Origin of the sequence: Enterobacter sp. RHBSTW-00994 (assembly GCF_013782625.1) — a bacterium.
Taxonomy (GTDB): domain Bacteria; phylum Pseudomonadota; class Gammaproteobacteria; order Enterobacterales; family Enterobacteriaceae; genus Enterobacter.
In genome coordinates, this window is the sequence record NZ_CP056199.1 from 3,402,649 (window position 1) to 3,422,527 (window position 19,879).

18 protein-coding genes are annotated in these 19,879 nt (G+C 53.5%); 4 read left to right on the plus strand and 14 right to left on the minus strand.

The features are described 5' to 3' along the window. Positions 1 to 25: 25 nt before the first annotated feature. The 10 genes from pdxK to HV346_RS16380 all read right to left on the minus strand — a co-directional run bounded on the left by pdxK (position 26) and on the right by HV346_RS16380 (position 8,366). A complete protein-coding gene (gene pdxK / locus HV346_RS16335; RefSeq protein WP_181620318.1) occupies positions 26 to 862 on the minus strand; it encodes a pyridoxine/pyridoxal/pyridoxamine kinase in 837 nt (278 codons plus the stop codon). Positions 863 to 867: 5 nt separating this feature from the next. Next, positions 868 to 1,779 (minus strand): cysteine synthase CysM, encoded by a 912-nt coding sequence (gene cysM, locus HV346_RS16340; protein ID WP_181620319.1) that lies wholly within the window; start codon positions 1,777 to 1,779, stop codon positions 868 to 870. Between the two features lie 115 nt (positions 1,780 to 1,894). Then, positions 1,895 to 2,989: a sulfate/thiosulfate ABC transporter ATP-binding protein CysA gene (gene cysA, locus HV346_RS16345; protein WP_181620320.1), complete on the minus strand. Its 1,095-nt coding sequence runs from the start codon at positions 2,987 to 2,989 to the stop codon at positions 1,895 to 1,897. Continuing rightward, entirely contained in the window at positions 2,979 to 3,854 is an 876-nt protein-coding gene (gene cysW / locus HV346_RS16350) for a sulfate/thiosulfate ABC transporter permease CysW (RefSeq protein ID WP_181620321.1), read from the minus strand. Before cysW ends, cysA begins: the two co-directional genes overlap by 11 nt. Next, positions 3,854 to 4,687, minus strand: a complete 834-nt coding sequence (gene cysT / locus HV346_RS16355; protein WP_181620322.1) for a sulfate/thiosulfate ABC transporter permease CysT — start codon at positions 4,685 to 4,687, stop codon at positions 3,854 to 3,856. Before cysT ends, cysW begins: the two co-directional genes overlap by 1 nt. Beyond that, positions 4,687 to 5,703: a sulfate ABC transporter substrate-binding protein gene (locus HV346_RS16360; protein ID WP_181620323.1), complete on the minus strand. Its 1,017-nt coding sequence runs from the start codon at positions 5,701 to 5,703 to the stop codon at positions 4,687 to 4,689. The genes cysT and HV346_RS16360 overlap by 1 nt, the downstream gene beginning before the upstream one ends. A 172-nt stretch (positions 5,704 to 5,875) precedes the next feature. Then, positions 5,876 to 6,775, minus strand: coding sequence for a Dyp-type peroxidase (locus tag HV346_RS16365; protein ID WP_181620324.1), 900 nt, complete (start codon positions 6,773 to 6,775; stop codon positions 5,876 to 5,878). Positions 6,776 to 6,866: 91 nt separating this feature from the next. Further along, positions 6,867 to 7,442 (minus strand): RpoE-regulated lipoprotein, encoded by a 576-nt coding sequence (locus tag HV346_RS16370; RefSeq protein ID WP_181620325.1) that lies wholly within the window; start codon positions 7,440 to 7,442, stop codon positions 6,867 to 6,869. 62 nt (positions 7,443 to 7,504) lie between these two features. Beyond that, positions 7,505 to 7,954 (minus strand): DUF2919 domain-containing protein, encoded by a 450-nt coding sequence (locus HV346_RS16375; protein WP_181620326.1) that lies wholly within the window; start codon positions 7,952 to 7,954, stop codon positions 7,505 to 7,507. Then, the gene (locus HV346_RS16380; RefSeq protein ID WP_181620327.1) at positions 7,941 to 8,366 is read right to left on the minus strand and encodes a GNAT family acetyltransferase; all 426 of its coding nucleotides are present in this window, start codon (positions 8,364 to 8,366) and stop codon (positions 7,941 to 7,943) included. The genes HV346_RS16375 and HV346_RS16380 overlap by 14 nt, the downstream gene beginning before the upstream one ends. Positions 8,367 to 8,578: 212 nt before the next feature. On the opposite strand from HV346_RS16380, the gene amiA reads away from it, so the two are divergent. Both amiA and hemF read left to right on the plus strand, forming a co-directional pair. Further along, a complete protein-coding gene (gene amiA, locus HV346_RS16385) occupies positions 8,579 to 9,454 on the plus strand; it encodes an N-acetylmuramoyl-L-alanine amidase AmiA (RefSeq protein WP_181620328.1) in 876 nt (291 codons plus the stop codon). After that, positions 9,455 to 10,354 (plus strand): oxygen-dependent coproporphyrinogen oxidase, encoded by a 900-nt coding sequence (hemF, locus tag HV346_RS16390; RefSeq protein ID WP_181620329.1) that lies wholly within the window; start codon positions 9,455 to 9,457, stop codon positions 10,352 to 10,354. It begins immediately after the preceding gene. A gap of 67 nt (positions 10,355 to 10,421) precedes the next feature. Here hemF and maeB read toward each other — a convergent pair whose 3' ends face one another. Next, positions 10,422 to 12,701: an NADP-dependent oxaloacetate-decarboxylating malate dehydrogenase gene (gene maeB, locus HV346_RS16395; protein ID WP_181620330.1), complete on the minus strand. Its 2,280-nt coding sequence runs from the start codon at positions 12,699 to 12,701 to the stop codon at positions 10,422 to 10,424. Positions 12,702 to 12,994: 293 nt separating this feature from the next. On the opposite strand from maeB, the gene tal reads away from it, so the two are divergent. Both tal and tkt read left to right on the plus strand, forming a co-directional pair. Beyond that, the gene (tal, locus tag HV346_RS16400; RefSeq protein ID WP_181620331.1) at positions 12,995 to 13,945 is read left to right on the plus strand and encodes a transaldolase; all 951 of its coding nucleotides are present in this window, start codon (positions 12,995 to 12,997) and stop codon (positions 13,943 to 13,945) included. Positions 13,946 to 13,964: 19 nt separating this feature from the next. Further along, the gene (gene tkt, locus HV346_RS16405; RefSeq protein ID WP_181620332.1) at positions 13,965 to 15,953 is read left to right on the plus strand and encodes a transketolase; all 1,989 of its coding nucleotides are present in this window, start codon (positions 13,965 to 13,967) and stop codon (positions 15,951 to 15,953) included. Here the strand turns inward: tkt and HV346_RS16410 are convergent. The 3 genes from HV346_RS16410 to aegA form a co-directional block, all read right to left on the minus strand. Further along, positions 15,950 to 16,993 (minus strand): DUF1176 domain-containing protein, encoded by a 1,044-nt coding sequence (locus HV346_RS16410; protein WP_181620333.1) that lies wholly within the window; start codon positions 16,991 to 16,993, stop codon positions 15,950 to 15,952. The genes tkt and HV346_RS16410 overlap by 4 nt on opposite strands. 111 nt (positions 16,994 to 17,104) lie before the next feature. After that, positions 17,105 to 17,695 (minus strand): GDP-mannose pyrophosphatase NudK, encoded by a 591-nt coding sequence (gene nudK / locus HV346_RS16415; RefSeq protein WP_181620334.1) that lies wholly within the window; start codon positions 17,693 to 17,695, stop codon positions 17,105 to 17,107. 67 nt (positions 17,696 to 17,762) lie between these two features. Beyond that, positions 17,763 to 19,739: a formate-dependent uric acid utilization protein AegA gene (aegA, locus tag HV346_RS16420; RefSeq protein WP_181620335.1), complete on the minus strand. Its 1,977-nt coding sequence runs from the start codon at positions 19,737 to 19,739 to the stop codon at positions 17,763 to 17,765. Positions 19,740 to 19,879: the final 140 nt, after the last annotated feature.

The following is a 19,879-nucleotide window of genomic DNA, read 5'->3' on the forward strand; positions in this document are numbered from 1 at the left end:
TGGCGCCTTCGGGCGCCATTTTTGTTTATGCCGGTAAGATAAGTTCGTCATAACCTCTGGCTTGCGTATACGTCATCACTTCCGCAACACGATCGCCCGCACGGCAAATAGCATCCGCCACCGTTTTACCTTTAATAATGCCGCTAACCAGCTCCGAACAAAACAGGTCGCCCGTCCCTTTCAGGTCAGTCGCTACACGAGGATGTGCGCTGATCGTCACTCCCTCTGCAGTAACAAGCACCACATGAATGTTTTCAGGGTCGTCCACAACGGGTGCACTGGTAATTGCAACCCATTTTAGCGTATCCGATAGCAATCCTTGCGCCGCCGCAATGGCGCGCTCTGGTGAACGACACGGTTTACCACTTAACACTTCAAGCTCGAACACGTTTGGTGTGATCCCCTGCGCCAGCGGCAGTAAATGTTGTCGGTATGCATCAGGTATCTCAGGCTTAACGTAGATCCCGCTGTCGGTATCGCCAATCACCGGATCAACCAGCACCAGCAAATCAGGATGCTTTTCCTTGATGGATTTAAGCCACTGCGCAAGAAGGGTAATCTGGCTGGCGCTGCCCATATACCCGGTTGTGACAGCTTTTAACTCGCGCAGAATATCACGCTCTTCCAGGGCCTGTAGATAGCCGCTGAACCACTCATCGGGGATCACGCCGCCATAGAACGTATCGTAGTGAGGCGTGTTACTGAACAATACCGTTGGAATGGCCGTTACGTTCAACTGGTGTGTTCTGATGTTGGGTACAGCAATACTGTTACCCACGCTGCCATACACCACCTGGGACTGCACTGCGACGATATCGGTTTGCTGCGCTCGGGAGGTATCCCGAAATAAAATCATCTCCATGACGCTTAAATCCCCGCCCCCTGCGAATAACTCTCTTCACCAAAGACACCGGTAGAAAGATAACGATCGCCACGATCGCAGATAATCGCCACCACGATGGCTCCCGGTGTTGACTGTGCAACCCTGATCGCTCCCGCTACCGCACCACCCGAACTCACGCCGCAGAATATACCTTCGCGTACCGCCAGTTCGCGCATCGTATTCTCCGCTTCACGCTGGTGAATATCCAGTACCTGATCCACAAGTTGCACATTGAAAATGCCCGGCATGTATTCGGCAGGCCAGCGACGAATGCCCGGAATACTGCTGCCCTCTTCCGGTTGCAGGCCCACGATGGTCACGGCTTGCTCCTGCTCACGCAGGAAGCGGGAAACACCGGTAATTGTGCCAGTGGTTCCCATACTGGAAACAAAATGGGTAATTCGCCCTTCTGTTTGTTGCCAGATTTCCGGGCCGGTGGTGGTGTAGTGTGCATAAGGATTATCAGGATTGTTGAACTGATCGAGTAGCTTGCCTTCTCCACGCTCGGCCATCTCAAGAGCCAGGTCGCGCGCGCCTTCCATCCCCTGCTCTTTGGTCACCAGAATAAGCTCTGCACCATAGGCACGCATCGCGGCACGGCGCTCCTGGCTCATGTTGTCCGGCATGAGCAGTTTCATGCGGTAGCCTTTCAACGCAGCAATCATTGCCAGTGCAATGCCGGTGTTGCCACTGGTGGCTTCGATCAGCACATCGCCAGGTTTAATTTCACCGCGTATTTCGGCCTGGACAATCATCGACAACGCCGCGCGATCTTTAACCGAGCCTGCCGGGTTATTGCCTTCAAGTTTGACCCAAATTTCGCTGCCGTTGTCTGGCCCCATGCGCTGAAGCTTAACCAGAGGCGTGTTGCCGATGGTTTGTTCTAATGTGTTCATACTCGCTGCCCAATAAAAAGCCCGGCAACGCATTCGCTTACCGGGCCTACAGAGATCGCTATTGTAAGCCGGGTAAGCGCAGCGCCACCCGGCAAAACTACGTAACCTTAACCTATCAGGCTGACTCCGCCAGAGCAATATCCTCGCGTGTCTCAATGCGCTCATTACCGTGATAAATACGAGCATGCTGTAAGCCCACAAACAGGCGTTCACCGCGATACGGCGGCTCTTCATCACGCATGACGACGGTGAGAGGATCGGTATACCAGCCCAATGGCTGTACCACTAATTGGGTGTAGTGACCTTTAGGGCTAGCCTCCAGAACCTGAACCGGAAGCGGTGAATCAAGGCTGGTGCGACGGCTCACATCCACTTCCCATGGACGCAAGAACAGATCCACAGGCCCCTGATGTGCAGACGTATACCCAAGTGGCCAGCGGTGCGCACCAACGTGGAACTGTCCACCGCGAATGGTCCCCTGCAAACGGTTAACTTCGCCCATAAACTCCAGCACGAAGCGGGTTGCAGGCTCGCGCCACAATTGCTCCGGCTCGTCAACCTGTTCAATGTTCCCCTGGCTCATGACCACCACGCGATCGGCCACTTCCATCGCCTCTTCCTGATCGTGGGTCACAAAGACGCTGGTGAATTTAAGCTCTTCATGGAGCTGACGCAGCCAACGGCGCAGCTCTTTACGCACCTGCGCATCCAGCGCACCGAACGGCTCATCGAGCAACAAAATCTGCGGTTCAACTGCCAGCGCGCGGGCCAGGGCCACACGTTGCTTTTGCCCACCAGAAAGCTGAGCAGGGAAGCGTTCGGCCAGATGGGACAACTGCACCATTTCCAGCAATTTGGTCACTTTCGCTTTGATTGTCGCAGCATCAGGGCGCTCGCGACGTGGCAATACGGTCAGGCCAAAGGCGATGTTATCGAACACCGTCATATGGCGGAACAACGCATAATGCTGGAATACAAAACCAACCTTACGATCGCGAGCGTGCAGACGGCTCACGTCCGTCCCGTGAAAGCGAATATGCCCGCTGGTCTGGTGTTCAAGCCCCGCGATAATACGCAGCAACGTAGTCTTGCCTGAACCCGAAGGGCCCAGCAACGCCACCATTTGTCCGGAAGGGATATCCAGCGAGATATCATTCAGCACCTGGGTGCGACCAAAAGACTTCTTAATATTGGCAATCTCAATGCTCATGATTTCCCTCCTGGTGCAGACGTTTTTCCTGATTCTCTAAACGCCATTGCACCACACTCTTCAAAAACAGGGTCAAAATAGCCATCAGCGTCAGTAACGCAGCGGCGGTAAAGGAACCGACGGTGTTGTAGTCCTGTTCCAGTAATTCAATCTGTAACGGCAGCGATAAGGTTTCGCCGCGAATGGAGCCGGATACCACTGACACAGCGCCAAATTCGCCAATCGCACGGGCATTGGTCAGCACCACGCCGTAGAGCAACGCCCAACGAATGTTCGGCAGCGTCACGCGTCTGAACATCTGCCAGCCGGAAGCCCCCAGCAAAACAGCCGCTTCATCTTCATGACTCCCCTGGCTCAACATCACCGGAACCAGTTCACGCACAACAAACGGACACGTCACGAAAATCGTCACCAGCACCATGCCCGGCCATGCGAACATGATTTGCAGGTTGTGTTCATCCAGCCAACCGCCCAATGGACCATTCGAACCGTAAAACAACAGATAAACCAGACCTGCCACAACCGGGGAAACCGCAAACGGAATATCCAGCAGCGTCAGCAATAACTGGCGACCCGGGAAGTTAAAACGCGTCACCAGCCAGGCCAGCAACGTCCCAAACACCAGGTTCACCGGTACGGTGATCAACGCAATCAGCACGGTCAGCCAGATAGCGTGCAACATATCCGGGTTCGCCAGGTTTTCCAGGGCCGGCATTAGCCCCTTACTGAAGGCCTGAACAAAGATGTAGACCATCGGTACAACGAGAATAAAGGCTGAAACCAGTACGCCTGTGCCAATCAGAAACCATTTTCCCCAGTTAATGCGGGGCGCGTCGTAACGCTTCAATTGAGTAACTTCCGCCATTAGTGACCTACCACTCGTCGACCAAAGCGACTTTGCAGCGTATTGATGGAGAACAACAGCAGCAGCGATGCGGCCAGAATCACCGAAGCAATTGCACTGGCTGCCGGATAATCAAACTCCTGCAAGCGAACAAAAATCATCAGCGAGGTCACTTCCGTCTTCCACGCGATATTCCCCGCGATAAAAATCACCGCGCCAAACTCACCGAGGCTACGGGTGAACGACAGCGCAACCCCTGCCAGCAAGGCCGGAGAAAGCTCAGGCAGCACCACTTTGCGAAAACTCTGCCAGCGCGTCGCCCCCAGCGTTTCCGCCGCTTCTTCGTATTCCGGGCCTAATTCTTCCAGTACCGGCTGCACCGTACGCACCACAAACGGGATGCTGGTAAAGGCCATCGCCACCGCAATACCCAGCCAGGTATAGGTTACTTTGATATCAAACTTCGCCAGCCACTCACCGTAAAAACCGTTCACGGAAAACAGCGAGGCCAGCGTCAGGCCAGCAACCGCCGTTGGCAACGCAAATGGCAAGTCCATCAACGCATCCAGCAGCGTGCGTCCCGGGAAACGGTAACGGGTTAAGATCCAGGCCATCAGCAGGCCGAACACACCGTTGAAAATCGAGGCCACAAACGCCGACAGCAATGTAACTTTATACGCGGCGACAACCTGAGGGTTGGTAACAACGTCCCAGTACTGCGACCAGCTCATCTGAGCGAGCTGCATTACCAGCGCGCTCAGAGGTAACAGCAAAATCAGACAGACGAACAACAGGCTGGTCCCGAGGCTTAAGGTGAAGCCCGGCAGCACACGTCTGGAGGAAACAGCAAACATTACTTACGCCCCGCCGCCAGCAATTTGTCTAACTCACCGCCGCTGACAAAATGCGCTTTCATCACATCAGGCCAGGAGCCGAAATGGTCTTCCACACGGAACAGGTCTGTCTGCGGGAATTTGTCTTTCAGTTTGTTCATCACGTCTGGGTTATTCACGCGGTAGTAATAATCGGTGATGATGGTTTGCGCCTGCGGGCTGTACAGGTAGTTGAGATAAGCCTTCGCCGCTTTCTCTGTCCCGTTTGCCTGGACGTTTTTATCGACCCACGCCACCGGGAATTCCGCCAGAATATTGGTTTTCGGGATGACGACTTCAAAGCCCTGCGCTTCATACTGCTTACGGATGTTATTCACTTCCGATTCGAAGCTGATCAGCACATCACCCAGACCACGCTCCGCAAAGGTCGTGGTTGCTCCGCGACCACCGGTATCGAACACTTCGACATTTTTCAGGAACTGAGTCATGAACTGCTCAGTTTTCGCTTTATCGTTACCGTCAGCTTTGTCCGCCGCTCCCCACGCCGCCAGATAGGTATAACGCGCGTTACCGGAGGTTTTCGGGTTCGGGAAAATCAGCTTCACATCGCTACGAACCAGATCGTTCCAGTCGTGGATGTTTTTCGGATTCCCTTTGCGCACCAGGAAGGCCATCGTGGAGTAAAAGGGTGAACTGTTATTTGGCAATCGGCTCTGCCAGTCAGCCGGGAGCAGCTTGCCTTTGTCATGCAGGATCTGCACATCCGTGACCTGGTTGTACGTCACCACATCCGCTTTCAATCCTTGCAGAATCGCTAACGCCTGCTTGGAAGAACCTGCGTGAGATTGCTTGATGGTCAGCTTGTCGCCACCATTTTCTTGCGCCCACTGCTGTTCAAAAGGCGGGTTCAGGGCGGCGAATAACTCGCGGGAGACATCATAGGAGCTGTTAAGCAGCTCTGTTGCCTGCGCCTGCGCGACCAACAGCATCGACGCAGCCAGCGCCAGATATCCTTTTTTCAGTACAGTTACGGTCATTGCGCACCCTTATAAATGTGATGACTATCTTATGGTCATAATATTTATAACGAGTACGAAAGGAGTAACGGTTTTATATACCGTTTAGTGATTTGGAAGCAGAAAAGAGAATAAGGGTGCGGACTGATGCCCTCACCCCAACCCTCCCCCGCAGGGAGAGGGCGAAAAACCATTACAGCGCCAGCAGACGCTCAACAGACGGCGCGAAGTAGTAGCCACCCGTCACCGGTTTGGTGAAGCGTAACATAGCATCACGTTTACCGTCGGTATCACCAAACATACTCAGTAACTGTTGTTCGATGTTGTACAGGCGCGCGCAGTAGGCACAGAAGTAAAGACCATGCGTACCGCTTGCTGTGCCATACGGCAGGCTTTGGCGAACAATCTTCAGGCCTTTGCCCTCTTCCTTGAGGTCGACGCGGGTCAGGTGAGACGTCACCGGGCGATCATCACCGTCGATCTCTTCGTTGGCGTCTTTGGTACGGCCAATCATCATCTCCTGGTCATGCACGCTCATGCGGTTTAGTTGCTTAAGGTTGTGCTCCCAGCGCTGAACGAAGACATAGCTCCCCCCCGCATCCACACCGTCTTTAATCACGGCAACGTCGCGACGAGTCTCTTCCCCGGCCGGGTTTTCAGTGCCATCCACAAACCCGCTCAGATCGCGCTCTTCTACCCAACGGAAACCGTGGACCTCTTCCTGCACGTCGATGTTGTCACCAAAGGCTTCCATCGCCGCCTGCGCGACAGAGAAGTTCACATCGTGACGCAGAGAGAGAATATGAATCAGCACATCGTACTGGGTCGCAGGGGCCAGACCTTTACCGTAAGGGATAAAGTCTTTCAGCTCTTCGGCTCCCATACCACCACTGAGTTGACGCCAGACGTTGTTGCCAAAAGCGACAACTGCACCAAGATGGGCGTCAGGGAATTTGGCCTGGAAGGAGGCCAGTTTATCGACGAAAACCTTGCTGGCCGCACGCAGGGCATCCACATCCCCTTTAACATTGGCTTCAATCCAAATCGCCGCGCGGCAATGTTCTGGCAAAATGCCACTCTGAACCTGAGACATCGCTCCTCCTGAAAAAAAACGCCACGACACCGTGGCATTGTTGGCGAGCATTATACCCGTTTTTCAGGAAGACAGATTGTCCGGACGCAATTTACTGCTTCCAGATAATTTGACTGATTTTCCAGTTTTTCAGCGTATCGTCTGAAGGCATTAACCCTTCCGGACCACTCCAGGTTCCGGTAAAAAGATAGCTAATATGCTGGCTTCCCTCGGCTTTACATTCCACCGCGACATGCTCATCAGCCGTCGCGCTGGTGCAGTGACCAAACGCCTGTTTGTAGAGATCGCTAAATGGCGTTCCCACCTTTACGCCGCTCGCCGTCGGGATCTCACTGTCCAGCACCTCAACACGATTGACGGTCCCTTTATCTCCGTTAATCACCAGCGCCAGGGTTTCGCCTTTCAGCGCTTCGAAATAATGCACGATAGTGCCATTTTCCGTTTTCATACCGCTACGCAGGCGATAATCACTGCTCAATGCCGACTGAATGGCGTCCTGATTCAGCGCCGTCGCGGCGGTAATGTTACCAACCCCCTGCTCGGTGACCTCCGTTGAAGATCCAAACCAGTTCCACGGATAGGCGGCTGACCAGTTTATTGAGGAGAGCGTTGAACAGCCTGTTAACGCCAGCGGGAGAGCGCATAAAAGTAAACGCAGCGATTTCATTGAAACGTCCTTACGTATTAAATCAACGCATGTTGGAGTGCGACATCGGCAAAAAGTGCCGATTAATCTTTCTCAGGTGTAAAACAGACACGTAAACGGGGATTGGTGAACAGCCATATTAATGCCACGATATCGGCGACAACCAGCCCAATCCCCACGCCTGTAAGCGGCTCACCGAACAGCCATAACAGCGGTTGCCAGCACAGCAGTACCATCTGCGCGGCAATAAGCAGCCAGCGTATTGCCGACCACAGGCGCGGAATAAAATGTCGTCGTCCGCTGCACAAAAACGCCATTACCGCAGGAACACCCGGCAGTAATCCCAGCCAAAAAGCATCGTGGTCAGGATAAAAGAGCGTGAGCAGTGTATCTCCCTGACCGCGAGACGCACCCGCCATCACAAACAACACCCAGGTTCTCGCCTGGAGCAACAACACACACCAGAATAAAAAGGGTAAGCGCAGGCGACCATGACTATCGTAATCGCCTGGGTGAAATTCAGTACTCTTCATCTTCTATCAGACGCTTACCCAGACTCAGCACGTCAGAGTGCTCATAACCCAGACGTTCATACATTCCCAGCACCACGTCGTTATCTTCCCGAACCATGATCTGAATTTTGGGGCAGCCACGGGCGATCAGTTTCTTTTCCAGACGATTAAGCAGTGCATTGGCAATGCCCCGACCACGGTATTCGGGGTGTACGCCCAGATAGTAAGCAGAGCCACGATGACCGTCATAACCGCCCATCACCGTCCCCACAACTTCACCGTTAACTTCGGCAACCAGAAACAGACTGACGTCGTGATGCACTTTACGCTCAATATCCATTTCCGGATCGTTCCACGGGCGAAGTAAATCGCAGCGCTCCCAAAGGGTGATCACCTCTTCGAAATCTGCCTGGCGAAAAACGCGTATCTCCATGGTATTACCGCCTTTTCGGGTTTAAAAACAGTGATTATGGCCTTAACGCAGTGTTAAGCCAATAACCGGGGAAAATCTCGCCAAAATTTGGCATAATGTCACTTTGTCACGTATTGAAATGAAAAGTAAAACAATTCCCAATAAGGACTGTCGTAACGCTAATCACGATACGATATAACACCAGGACTCCAATTTTTTACAATTCAGGCCGCATGAGCACATTCAAACCATTAAAAGCACTCACATCGCGTCGTCAGGTTCTTAAAGCGGGGCTGGCGGCCTTAACGTTAACAGGCATCGCAAAGCAGGCTCAGGCAAAAGAAGAGAGCACGCTCAAAACCAGTAACGGACACAGCAAACCGAAAGCCAAAAAACCAGGGGCGAAACGCGTGGTGATGCTCGACCCCGGTCACGGTGGCATCGACACCGGCGCTATTGGTAAAAACGGTTCGAAAGAAAAACATGTCGTGCTGGCGATTGCAAAAAATGTCCGGTCGATTTTACGCAGCAACGGGATTGACGCCCGCCTGACACGCAGCGGTGACACGTTTATTCCGCTCTACGACCGCGTGGAAATTGCCCATCAGCACGGCGCTGATCTGTTTATGTCGATTCACGCTGACGGTTTCACTAACCCCAGTGCGGCGGGCGCATCCGTTTTTGCGCTCTCTAACCGTGGGGCAAGTAGCGCCATGGCGAAGTACCTCTCCGATCGCGAAAACCGAGCGGATGAAGTTGCAGGTAAAAAAGCGACGGACAAAGACCACTTGCTGCAGCAGGTTCTGTTTGATCTTGTCCAGACGGACACCATCAAAAACAGCCTGACGCTTGGCTCACATATTCTGAAGAAGATTAAGCCCGTACATCGACTGCACAGCAGAGGCACAGAACAGGCGGCGTTCGTGGTGCTGAAATCACCGTCGATCCCCTCCGTGCTGGTTGAAACCTCATTTATTACTAACCCGGAAGAAGAGCGTCTGCTTGGCACAACCGCGTTCCGCCAAAAAATTGCAAATGCCATCGCCTCCGGGATAATCAGTTACTTTAACTGGTTTGATAACCAGAAAGCGCACTCCAGGAAACGCTAGATGAAACCCAATGCACAACTGGTAAAAACATTCCTGCTGCAGTTACAGGATGAGATTTGCCAGAAACTGGCCGCGGCCGATGGCGGCGAATTCCAGGAAGATAACTGGCAGCGCGAAGCCGGCGGCGGCGGTCGCAGCCGTGTGTTACGTAACGGCGGTATCTTTGAGCAGGCCGGGGTTAACTTCTCCCATGTTCATGGTGATGCAATGCCCGCCTCAGCCACAGCGCACCGCCCGGAACTGGCAGGACGGAGTTTTGAGGCCATGGGGGTCTCTCTGGTCGTGCATCCGCATAACCCCTTTGTCCCTACCAGCCATGCCAATGTGCGCTTTTTTATTGCTGAAAAACCGGGTGCTGAACCGGTATGGTGGTTTGGCGGCGGTTTCGATTTAACCCCCTACTACGGGTTTGAAGAGGACGCCGTACACTGGCACACCACCGCGCGTGACCTCTGTTTGCCCTTTGGCGAAGAGGTGTACCCGAAATACAAGAAATGGTGTGACGATTACTTTTACCTCAAGCACCGTGACGAACAGCGCGGTATTGGCGGCCTGTTCTTCGATGATTTGAACACGCCTGATTTTGATACCGCCTTCAGCTTTATGCAGGCGGTGGGTAACGGTTATACCGACGCTTATCTGCCAATAATCGAACGGCGTAAACACACCGATTACGGCGTTCGTGAGCGTGAGTTCCAGCTCTACCGTCGCGGGCGTTATGTAGAGTTCAATCTGGTGTGGGATCGCGGCACGCTGTTCGGTCTACAGACGGGTGGACGAACAGAATCTATTCTGATGTCGATGCCGCCACTGGTGCGCTGGGAGTACGGCTACGATCCAAAAGAAGGCAGCCCGGAGGCTGCCTTGAGTGAGTTTATTAAGGTCCGGAACTGGGTTTAAGCAAACTGTTTTCCCCTCCCCCTAACGCTCTCCCTTTTGGCGTGAGGCCAAGGTGAGGGGAATTCGCTTATAGCGGCTGTGTCTGTGCTTCAACTACCGCCAGTGCCACCATGTTCACAATACGGCGTACGGATGCAATCGGCGTTAATACATGTACCGGCTTCGCCACGCCCATCAGAACCGGCCCCACGGTTACCCCTTCAGAGCTGGAAACGCGCAACAGGTTGTAGCTGATACGTGCCGCTTCTACATTTGGCATAATCAGCACATTCGCAGACCCTTTCAGCGGGCTGTCCGGCATACGTTCATTACGAATGCTTTCTACCAGGGCGGCATCTCCGTGCATCTCACCGTCAATCATCAACTCCGGGGCACGCTCGCGCACCAGCTCCAGGGTCTGACGCATCTTGCAGGCCGCAGGTGATTTAGACGAACCAAAGTTGGAATGCGACAACAGGGCCACTTTTGGCTCAATACCAAAGCGGCGCACCGTTTCCGCCGCCATGACGGTAATCTCTGCGAGTTGCTCAGGAGTTGGATCGTCATTGACGTAAGTATCAGCAATAAAGGTGTTCCCGCTTGGTAACAGCAACGCATTCATCGCCCCGGCAGTATGGACACCCTCACGGTAGCCAAAGATCTCCTGCACCACGCTGAAATGCTCGTGATAATCACCAATGGTTCCGCAGATCAACGCATCGGCTTCACCGCGATGCACCATGATTGCCCCAATCACTGTGGTATTGCTGATCACCGCTCTCTGAGCCTGCTCCTGGGTGATCCCACGGCGTTTCATGATCGCGTAGTATTCGTTCCAGTACTCCTTAAAACGCGGATCGGATTCGTTGTTCACAATCTCGAAATCGACACCCGGTTTGATTTGCAGGCCCAGCTTCTGAATGCGCATCTCAATCACGCTCGGACGCCCGATCAGGATCGGTTTCGCCAGCCCTAACGTGATCAGCTCCTGTGTTGCATGCAGCACACGGGCCTCTTCCCCCTCCGCCAGCACCACGCGTTTTGCGTCTGCGCGAGCCTGAGAGAAAATAGGCTTCATGAACAAATTGGTTTTGTAGACAAACTCGGTGAGTTTATCCACATAAGCATCAAAATCATTAATCGGACGCGTCGCCACACCGGAATCCATCGCCGCTTTCGCGACCGCCGGGGCAATTTTGACAATCAAGCGCGGATCGAACGGCTTAGGAATAATGTAATCCGGGCCAAAACTCAGATCCTGATCGCCATAGGCAGAAGCCACTACTTCGCTTTGTTCAGCATGCGCCAGTTCGGCAATGGCATGAACCGCGGCCAGTTTCATCTCTTCATTGATGGCCGTTGCGCCAACGTCCAGCGCACCACGGAAGATGAACGGGAAACACAGCACGTTGTTCACCTGGTTTGGATAGTCTGAACGGCCTGTACAAATAATTGCGTCTTCACGCACCGCTTTTGCCAGCGGCGGCAGGATTTCCGGCTCAGGGTTTGCCAGCGCCAGAATCATCGGTGCACGCGCCATTTTCTGCACCATTTCCGGAGTCAGCACTTTCGGCCCCGAGCACCCGAGGAAAATATCAGCCCCGTCGATCACATCGTCCAGCGTACGCTTGCCGTCGTCTTCCACCGCATAAGCCGCTTTGGTTGCAGCCATGTTTGGCTCACGATCTTTGTAGATCACGCCTTTGGAGTCGCAAACCACAATATTGCGCTTCTGCATTCCCAGCGCCACCAGCAGGTTCATACAGGCGATGGCCGCTGCACCCGCACCGGACACCACCATGCGCACGTCAGAAAGATTTTTCTCCACTACGCGTAAACCGTTCAGGATCGCCGCAGTACTGATAATTGCTGTGCCGTGCTGGTCATCATGAAACACGGGAATGTTCATACGCTCACGCAATTTCTGCTCGATGTAGAAACATTCCGGCGCTTTGATATCTTCAAGGTTAATGCCGCCAAATGTCGGTTCCAGCGCGGCCACTACGTTGATGAATTTATCGGGATCAAGCTCATCGACTTCGATATCAAATACGTCAATCCCGGCAAATTTCTTGAACAGTACGCCCTTCCCTTCCATTACCGGTTTACCTGCCAGCGCACCGATATTGCCTAAGCCCAGTACGGCTGTACCGTTAGAGATAACGGCTACAAGGTTGCCACGCGCAGTATATTTGTACGCCGCCAGCGGATCTTTCTCGATCTCAAGGCAAGGTGCGGCTACACCTGGCGAGTAGGCCAGGGCGAGATCGCGTTGTGTGGCCAACGGTTTAGTCGGGGAAACCTGGATTTTGCCCGGAACAGGAAATTCATGAAAATCGAGGGCACTCTGCTTCAACTGATCATCCATCTTATCGTTCCTTTCACGTATCGTTCAAAAAGGGTGGCGTACTCACTCTCCTGATGCTCACCCAGGAATGCCGGATAGTATCGCCCCAGCCCACAGTACAAACTTTGAAGGCTGCCAAACTCTCACTATCACAACGCAAAAATTGTTATCAATTTATAACAGCCATGTTACCTGCCGCAGAAAGCAATGCCTCCCCCGTCTGCTATGCTTTTTTGTTAAGTACGTCATGTATTTCGCAGAAGTGTGAACCAACGCACTCACCTAACTCTTTTATTCCAAAGGAGTAATCGTTAATGAACCAATTAGACGGCATCAAACAATTCACCACCGTGGTTGCCGACAGTGGTGATATCGAATCCATCCGCCACTATCAGCCTGAAGATGCAACCACCAACCCCTCACTGCTGCTAAAAGCGGCAGAGCTTGAGCACTACGCGCACTTGATTGACGACGCCATCGCCTACGGTAAACAACGGGGGAAAAACCAGGAGCAGCAGGTTGTCGAAGCCTGCGACAAGCTGGCGGTTAACTTTGGGGTGGAAATTCTGAAAAGCATTCCGGGCCGTGTTTCAACCGAAGTCGATGCGCGACTCTCTTTTGACAAAGAAAAGAGTATCGCCAAAGCCCGTAAACTGGTTGAGCTCTACCAGGAGCAAGGCATTGATACGTCACGCATTCTGATTAAACTCGCGTCAACCTGGGAAGGCATTCGCGCCGCCGAGGTGCTGGAAAAAGAGGGAATCAACTGTAACCTGACATTGCTGTTTTCGTTTGCACAGGCGCGCGCCTGCGCCGAAGCAGGCGTCTTTTTGGTGTCGCCCTTTGTAGGACGTATCTACGACTGGTATCAGGCTAAACAGCCAATGGACCCGTACGTGGTGGATGAAGACCCCGGCGTGAAGTCCGTTCGCAATATCTACGACTATTTCAAACAGCACCGCTACGAAACCATTGTCATGGGAGCCAGTTTTCGCCGAACAGAACAGATCCTCGCCCTGGCGGGCTGCGATCGACTCACCATTTCCCCCAATCTACTGAAAGCGCTTCAGGAAAAAGAAGAACCCGTCATTCGCAAACTGATCCCTTCATCCACTGTGCTACCTGCACCAAAACCCATGACGGAAGCCGAACTCCGCTGGGAGCACAATCAGGATGCCATGGCTGTCGATAAGCTGGCAGAAGGCATCCGGCTGTTCGCCATTGACCAGCGCAAACTCGAAGATCTTCTCGCCGCCAAACGTTAACCTTGCCATGGAGTGAATTATGTCCCGTAAAGAGCTCGCCAATGCCATTCGCGCCCTCAGCATGGATGCCGTACAAAAAGCCAACTCCGGCCATCCTGGCGCACCAATGGGCATGGCTGATATTGCCGAAGTGTTGTGGAATGATTTCCTGAAACACAATCCGAACGATCCGACCTGGTCTGACCGTGACCGCTTTATTCTCTCCAACGGCCACGCTTCTATGCTGCTCTACAGCCTGCTGCATTTATCCGGCTACAACCTGCCGCTGGAGGAGCTTAAAAACTTCCGCCAGCTCCATTCCAAAACACCTGGACACCCGGAAATTGGCTACACGCCTGGCGTTGAAACCACCACCGGTCCACTCGGCCAGGGTTTAGCAAATGCCGTGGGCATGGCGGTAGCCGAACGCACGCTGGGGGCGCAGTTTAATCAGCCGGACCATGAGATTGTCGACCACTTTACCTATGTCTTTATGGGGGATGGTTGCCTGATGGAAGGCATCTCTCACGAAGCCTGTTCTCTGGCGGGTACGCTAGGCTTAGGCAAGTTAATTGGCTTTTATGATCACAACGGCATCTCGATTGACGGTGAAACGAAAGGCTGGTTTACCGACGATACGGCAAAACGGTTCGAGGCCTACCACTGGCACGTGGTACATGACATTGATGGTCACGATCCGCAAGCCGTGAAAAAAGCCATTCAGGAAGCCCAGAGCGTGAAAGACAAACCATCCCTGATTATCTGCCGGACAGTGATCGGTTTTGGCTCCCCCAACAAAGCGGGCAAAGAAGAGGCTCACGGGGCAGCGTTGGGTGAAGAAGAGGTCGCCCTGACTCGCCAGAAACTGGGCTGGAAATACCCGGCATTTGAGATCCCGAAAGAGATCTACAAAGCCTGGGATGCCCGGGAATCAGGCGAAAAAGCACAACACGCGTGGAACGAGAAGTTTGCTGCGTACAAAAAAGCCTATCCCGAACTGGCCGACGAGTTTACCCGTCGAATGAGTGGCGGGCTGCCAAAAGAGTGGGAGGCGAAAACACAGGCTCTTATCGACAATCTGCAATCCAACCCGGCCAAAATCGCCACCCGTAAGGCATCACAAAATACCCTCAACGCAATCGGCCCTGTTCTGCCTGAGCTTCTGGGGGGATCAGCGGATCTGGCTCCCAGCAACCTCACTATATGGTCTGGCTCCAAATCGCTGAAGGAAGATATCGCCGGAAACTACATCCACTACGGCGTGCGTGAATTCGGGATGACCGCAATCGCCAATGGCATTGCCCATCATGGCGGCTTTGTACCTTACACCGCCACCTTCCTGATGTTTGTCGAATACGCGCGTAACGCCGCGCGCATGGCAGCCCTGATGAAAGCCCGGCAGATTATGGTCTATACCCATGACTCTATCGGGCTTGGCGAAGATGGGCCGACACACCAGGCCGTCGAACAGCTGGCCAGCCTGCGTCTGACACCAAATTTCAGCACCTGGCGTCCCTGCGATCAGGTTGAGGCTGCGGTAGGCTGGAAGCTGGCCGTTGAACGCCACAACGGCCCGACGGCACTGATCCTGTCGCGTCAGAACCTTGCGCAAATGGAGCGGACCCCGGATCAGGTCAAAAATATCGCGCGTGGAGGCTATATCTTAAAAGACAGCGGGGGCAAGCCAGATGTCATTTTGATTGCGACAGGGTCAGAGATTGAGATCACAGTGAAAGCCGCGGAAAAACTGACCGCCGAAGGGCATGCGGTGCGTGTGGTCTCTCTGCCCTCGACCGATATCTTTGATGCCCAGGACGAGGCGTACCGCGAGTCGGTCTTGCCTTCCAGCGTGAACGCACGCGTGGCGGTGGAAGCCGGGATTGCCGACTACTGGTACAAATACGTGGGGCTAAAAGGCGCTATTGTCGGCATGACGGGCTACGGTGAATCTGCCCCTGCCGACAAGCTGTTCCCGTATTTCGGCTTTACCGTTGAGAATGTCGTAGAGAAGGCACTGAGTGTGCTTTAGCGCGTGATCCACAGCGTGGGCCAGGCATCTGGCCCATGCCAGTTATCGCAGCTTGGTTCTTCGGCGTAACGTACCAGACGAAAACGCTGACCATCAAAACGCCAGCGTGTCTGAATACCGCAGTCAGCAATTCCACGCCCTAATGCCAGTGTGCTCAGCTCACGGGTTTTCTCATCAAAACGGGCATTCATCAGCTCCATTTCGCTGCTGTCACTGGACGGCGTAAACGGCAAGCGTAACCGCACGCTTCTGGCCGCAAACGGCTTTTTGCGCGACACCAGCCACGCCAGGTCGACCGTGTTGTAAGCTCCCGCTTCACAACTGATCATCAGTAATGCTTTATCATCGGTTAATGCGGTGACACGAACTTCCCGGCGATTAGGGTCAAGTGAACACTGGCTGCTGTTCATTCGCCACGTACCGTAATCCAGCAGATCGTTTAGCTCTTCATGCGACAACGGCACTGGAGGGGAATCTTTTTGGGTGACCTCTTTTAACGCAGGTGCGGGCGGTACACTCAAAGGTGGTTCATCCCCTTTTTTAATCCATGCTGTTTCGCTACCCACACGTTTTTGTTGGGCATCAATGAACAGTAAAGCGGCTTTCAGACCATCCAGGGAAATCACCTGCTGGCCGTTACGCAGGACGAGCGCTTTCCCTTCCTGAATGGTCTTCAAAAACGCAGTAATGGTGGTCGCATCGTTAGTGATCAAATGCCAGGGTGTTAAGTGCCAGTGCGGTGGATTCAGTTTTAATGGCACGTTATCAAGCAACAATCGGGGGGCGATATCAGGCTCTTTGACAGGCGGGGACGATAATCCGCCTAAATCGATACGCAGTGTGGCATCTGCTTTTGCCCCGGCGCTGCGGCTGAGTGTCATGACCAGACCGTGGTGTTCGCCGGTATTACGTGCAACGCAAAAATTCTGGTTGTTACAGGTCACCTGCCAGTCAGAGAAAGACTGTTGTGCAGGTGCGGCCCATACCAGAGGTACAGGCAACGCGCAAAATATGACAATAATAAAAACGCAGTAGCGCATGGAAGGCACAATCCCGGAAACGAAAACGCAAAAAACTGGGCAGTATCTTCGTGTCCCAACCGGGCTTGCTCAATCGGATTTATCGGATAGATTTATCCGAAACAGAGCCGACTACCGTTCGAAATCGGCATACATAAGCCCGGTTGTTTGTAAATACTGCAACAATATCACTGCCTTACCGTCCCTTATTTCCCCTGACTTCACCATCGCCAGAGCCTGGGTAAAGGGTATTTCCAGCACATCAATATCTTCATCGCCCACGCCACCGCCACGGTGGGTACGCTGGGCATCGCTGTATTCAGCAATAAAGAAGTGCACAATTTCGGTCACCCCACCCGGCGACATATAGAGTTCGAAAACTTTTTGCACCTCGCCCACTTCAAAGCCGGTTTCTTCAACCGCTTCCTTACGGATGCACACTTCCGGTTCATCGTCGTCCAGTAGGCCGGCACAGGTTTCGATCAAGCGTCCGTCAGGATTGCCATTCACCCATGTCGCGACCCGGAACTGGCGAATCAGAACCACACTTTGCTTCTCACGGTTGTACAACAGGATGGTTGCCCCGTTACCGCGGTCGTAGACCTCGCGTTTGTGACGGATCACTTCACCGTTTTTACGCGTCAAATCATAAGTGATGTTACGCAGGACAAAGTAATTTTCAGACAGGATTTTATCTTTTATCACGTCTATTTTCAGGGTCATACGGGCTCCACGACACAATGAGTTTTCATATACTACGCCGTGAAACCCGCTTTGTCGCCCGTCGGATCTAGTGTGTTTTGGGTAATGCAACCTGCAACCAGTCCATCATTCCCTGCGCGGCATGACGTCCTTCTGCCATTGCAGTCACCACCAGATCGGCCCCGCGCACCGCATCGCCACCCGCGAAAATTTTTGGGTTGCTGGTTTGGTAGCGATAACGGCTGTCAACGGAGGCGATGATGCGTCCCCAGTCGTCGGTGTTGACACCCTGTACCTGTAACCAGGGCATTGCATGCGGATTAAAACCAAACGCCATGATCACTGCATCAGCTGGCATGACGAATTCACTTCCCTCAACAGGCACAGGCCGACGACGTCCTTGCGCATCCGGCTCACCCAAAATGGTGCGTAGCATCCGGATACCTTTTACCTGCCCATCTGCCGCCAGCACCAGCTCTACCGGCTGGACGTTAAACTCAAATTCGGCCCCTTCGTCCTTCGCGTTCTTCACCTCTTTTTTCGAACCGGGCATGTTGGCTTCATCCCGGCGATAGGCGCAGGTGACTTTCGCCGCACCATGACGTAATGCTGTGCGCACGCAATCCATCGCCGTATCACCGCCCCCCAGCACCACCACGTTCAACCCCTGCGTATCGATAAACGGCTCTTTCGTCGTCGGTTCGAGGCCCATCACATGACGCGTATTGGCGACTAAAAACGGTAACGCATCATAAACACCAGGCGCATCTTCATGCGGAATGCCCGCTTTCATGGAGCGATATGTCCCTACGCCAATAAACAGGGCGTCATAATTGCTGAGCAACTGCGACATCGGCACGTCTTTGCCAACTTCGCAGCTCAGCTTAAAGTGGACCCCCATCGCAGTAAAAATTTCCCGGCGGCGGGCGAGCAGCGATTTATCCAGCTTGAAGGCCGGGATACCAAAGGTCAGTAACCCGCCGATCTCCGGATGTCGGTCATACACCGTCACGCTGATGCCGTGACGCACCAGCACATCGGCACAGGCTAATCCGGCAGGGCCAGCACCAATAATGGCAACGCGTTTATCCACCGGAGAAACTCCGCTCATATCGGGTTGCCAGCCCATGGCCAGCGCCTGATCGGAAATGTAGCGCTCAATGTTGCCAATAGTCACCGCACCGGATGCATCCCGTACGGTACACGCCCCTTCACATAAGCGATCCTGTGGGCAGACACGCCCGGTGATCTCAGGTAAACAGTTCGTCTGGTGAGACAGCTCGACTGCACCCGCAATATCCCCTTCCTTAATGCGTTCAATCCACTGGGGGATGTGGTTGTGCAGCGGGCAAGTCCATTCACAAATGCTGTGTTCACCGCATTTCAGGCAACGCGAGGCCTCCCGATGAGCCTGGCCTGCAGTAAATGGCAGATAGATTTCGTTAAAGTGACGGGCTCTTTCTTGTGGACTGAGCTTATCCGGTTCACCGCGCTTCACCAGCGACTGCATCTGCTGGCGTTTTGTTTGCGGTAATTCACGGCGAACGACTTCCCCGTGCCACGGCTGCGCCTCCTGTTGGGCGGTATGCAGACGACGCGATTTCGCCAGATTGCCTAAAACTGCTGGTGTGGCAAGGGCAAGAACATCCGCGGGACAGTTTTCAATACAAGCCGGTCCTTGTGACCGTTGCGCGCAGAGATCGCATTTATGTGCCGCCGCTTTGATGCTGCCGTTATCCAGCGGCGTGACGATAATTTCCATGGTCCCAAACGGGCAGGCCACCACGCAGGCTTTGCAACCAATGCATTTTTGTTGATTCACCTGTACGCTGTCGTTGTTCTTGCTGATCGCGCCGTTAGGGCAGCTTCGGGCACACGGCGCATTTTCACAATGGTGGCAGGTCACCGGGCTGCACGTCGCTCCAGACTTAATAACCGTAATTCGGGGATGAAAATGGCGCTCGCTCAGGACATGCTGTTCGTCATTGTGCGCCATGACACAGGCGACTTCACACGCGCGACATCCGATACATTGCTGGCTGTTGGCCATAATAAAACGATTCATAACGACACCTGCTTTTGGTTTCAATAACCTTATTCTTTATATGAATATTGTATTTACCCACGACAACGTAATCAGGCAATGTTCAAATGCCCAGGAAGCCAAACTATTTACAGTGAACCTGTGGCAGATCAATTTATTTC

Coding starts and splice junctions, on each gene's coding strand:
- pdxK (WP_181620318.1), bottom strand. CDS start 862: ATGGAGATGATTTTATTTCGGGATACCTCCCGAGCGCAGCAAACCGAT.
- cysM (WP_181620319.1), bottom strand. CDS start 1,779: ATGAACACATTAGAACAAACCATCGGCAACACGCCTCTGGTTAAGCTT.
- cysA (WP_181620320.1), bottom strand. CDS start 2,989: ATGAGCATTGAGATTGCCAATATTAAGAAGTCTTTTGGTCGCACCCAG.
- cysW (WP_181620321.1), bottom strand. CDS start 3,854: ATGGCGGAAGTTACTCAATTGAAGCGTTACGACGCGCCCCGCATTAAC.
- cysT (WP_181620322.1), bottom strand. CDS start 4,687: ATGTTTGCTGTTTCCTCCAGACGTGTGCTGCCGGGCTTCACCTTAAGC.
- HV346_RS16360 (WP_181620323.1), bottom strand. CDS start 5,703: ATGACCGTAACTGTACTGAAAAAAGGATATCTGGCGCTGGCTGCGTCG.
- HV346_RS16365 (WP_181620324.1), bottom strand. CDS start 6,775: ATGTCTCAGGTTCAGAGTGGCATTTTGCCAGAACATTGCCGCGCGGCG.
- HV346_RS16370 (WP_181620325.1), bottom strand. CDS start 7,442: ATGAAATCGCTGCGTTTACTTTTATGCGCTCTCCCGCTGGCGTTAACA.
- HV346_RS16375 (WP_181620326.1), bottom strand. CDS start 7,954: ATGAAGAGTACTGAATTTCACCCAGGCGATTACGATAGTCATGGTCGC.
- HV346_RS16380 (WP_181620327.1), bottom strand. CDS start 8,366: ATGGAGATACGCGTTTTTCGCCAGGCAGATTTCGAAGAGGTGATCACC.
- amiA (WP_181620328.1), top strand. CDS start 8,579: ATGAGCACATTCAAACCATTAAAAGCACTCACATCGCGTCGTCAGGTT.
- hemF (WP_181620329.1), top strand. CDS start 9,455: ATGAAACCCAATGCACAACTGGTAAAAACATTCCTGCTGCAGTTACAG.
- maeB (WP_181620330.1), bottom strand. CDS start 12,701: ATGGATGATCAGTTGAAGCAGAGTGCCCTCGATTTTCATGAATTTCCT.
- tal (WP_181620331.1), top strand. CDS start 12,995: ATGAACCAATTAGACGGCATCAAACAATTCACCACCGTGGTTGCCGAC.
- tkt (WP_181620332.1), top strand. CDS start 13,965: ATGTCCCGTAAAGAGCTCGCCAATGCCATTCGCGCCCTCAGCATGGAT.
- HV346_RS16410 (WP_181620333.1), bottom strand. CDS start 16,993: ATGCGCTACTGCGTTTTTATTATTGTCATATTTTGCGCGTTGCCTGTA.
- nudK (WP_181620334.1), bottom strand. CDS start 17,695: ATGACCCTGAAAATAGACGTGATAAAAGATAAAATCCTGTCTGAAAAT.
- aegA (WP_181620335.1), bottom strand. CDS start 19,739: ATGAATCGTTTTATTATGGCCAACAGCCAGCAATGTATCGGATGTCGC.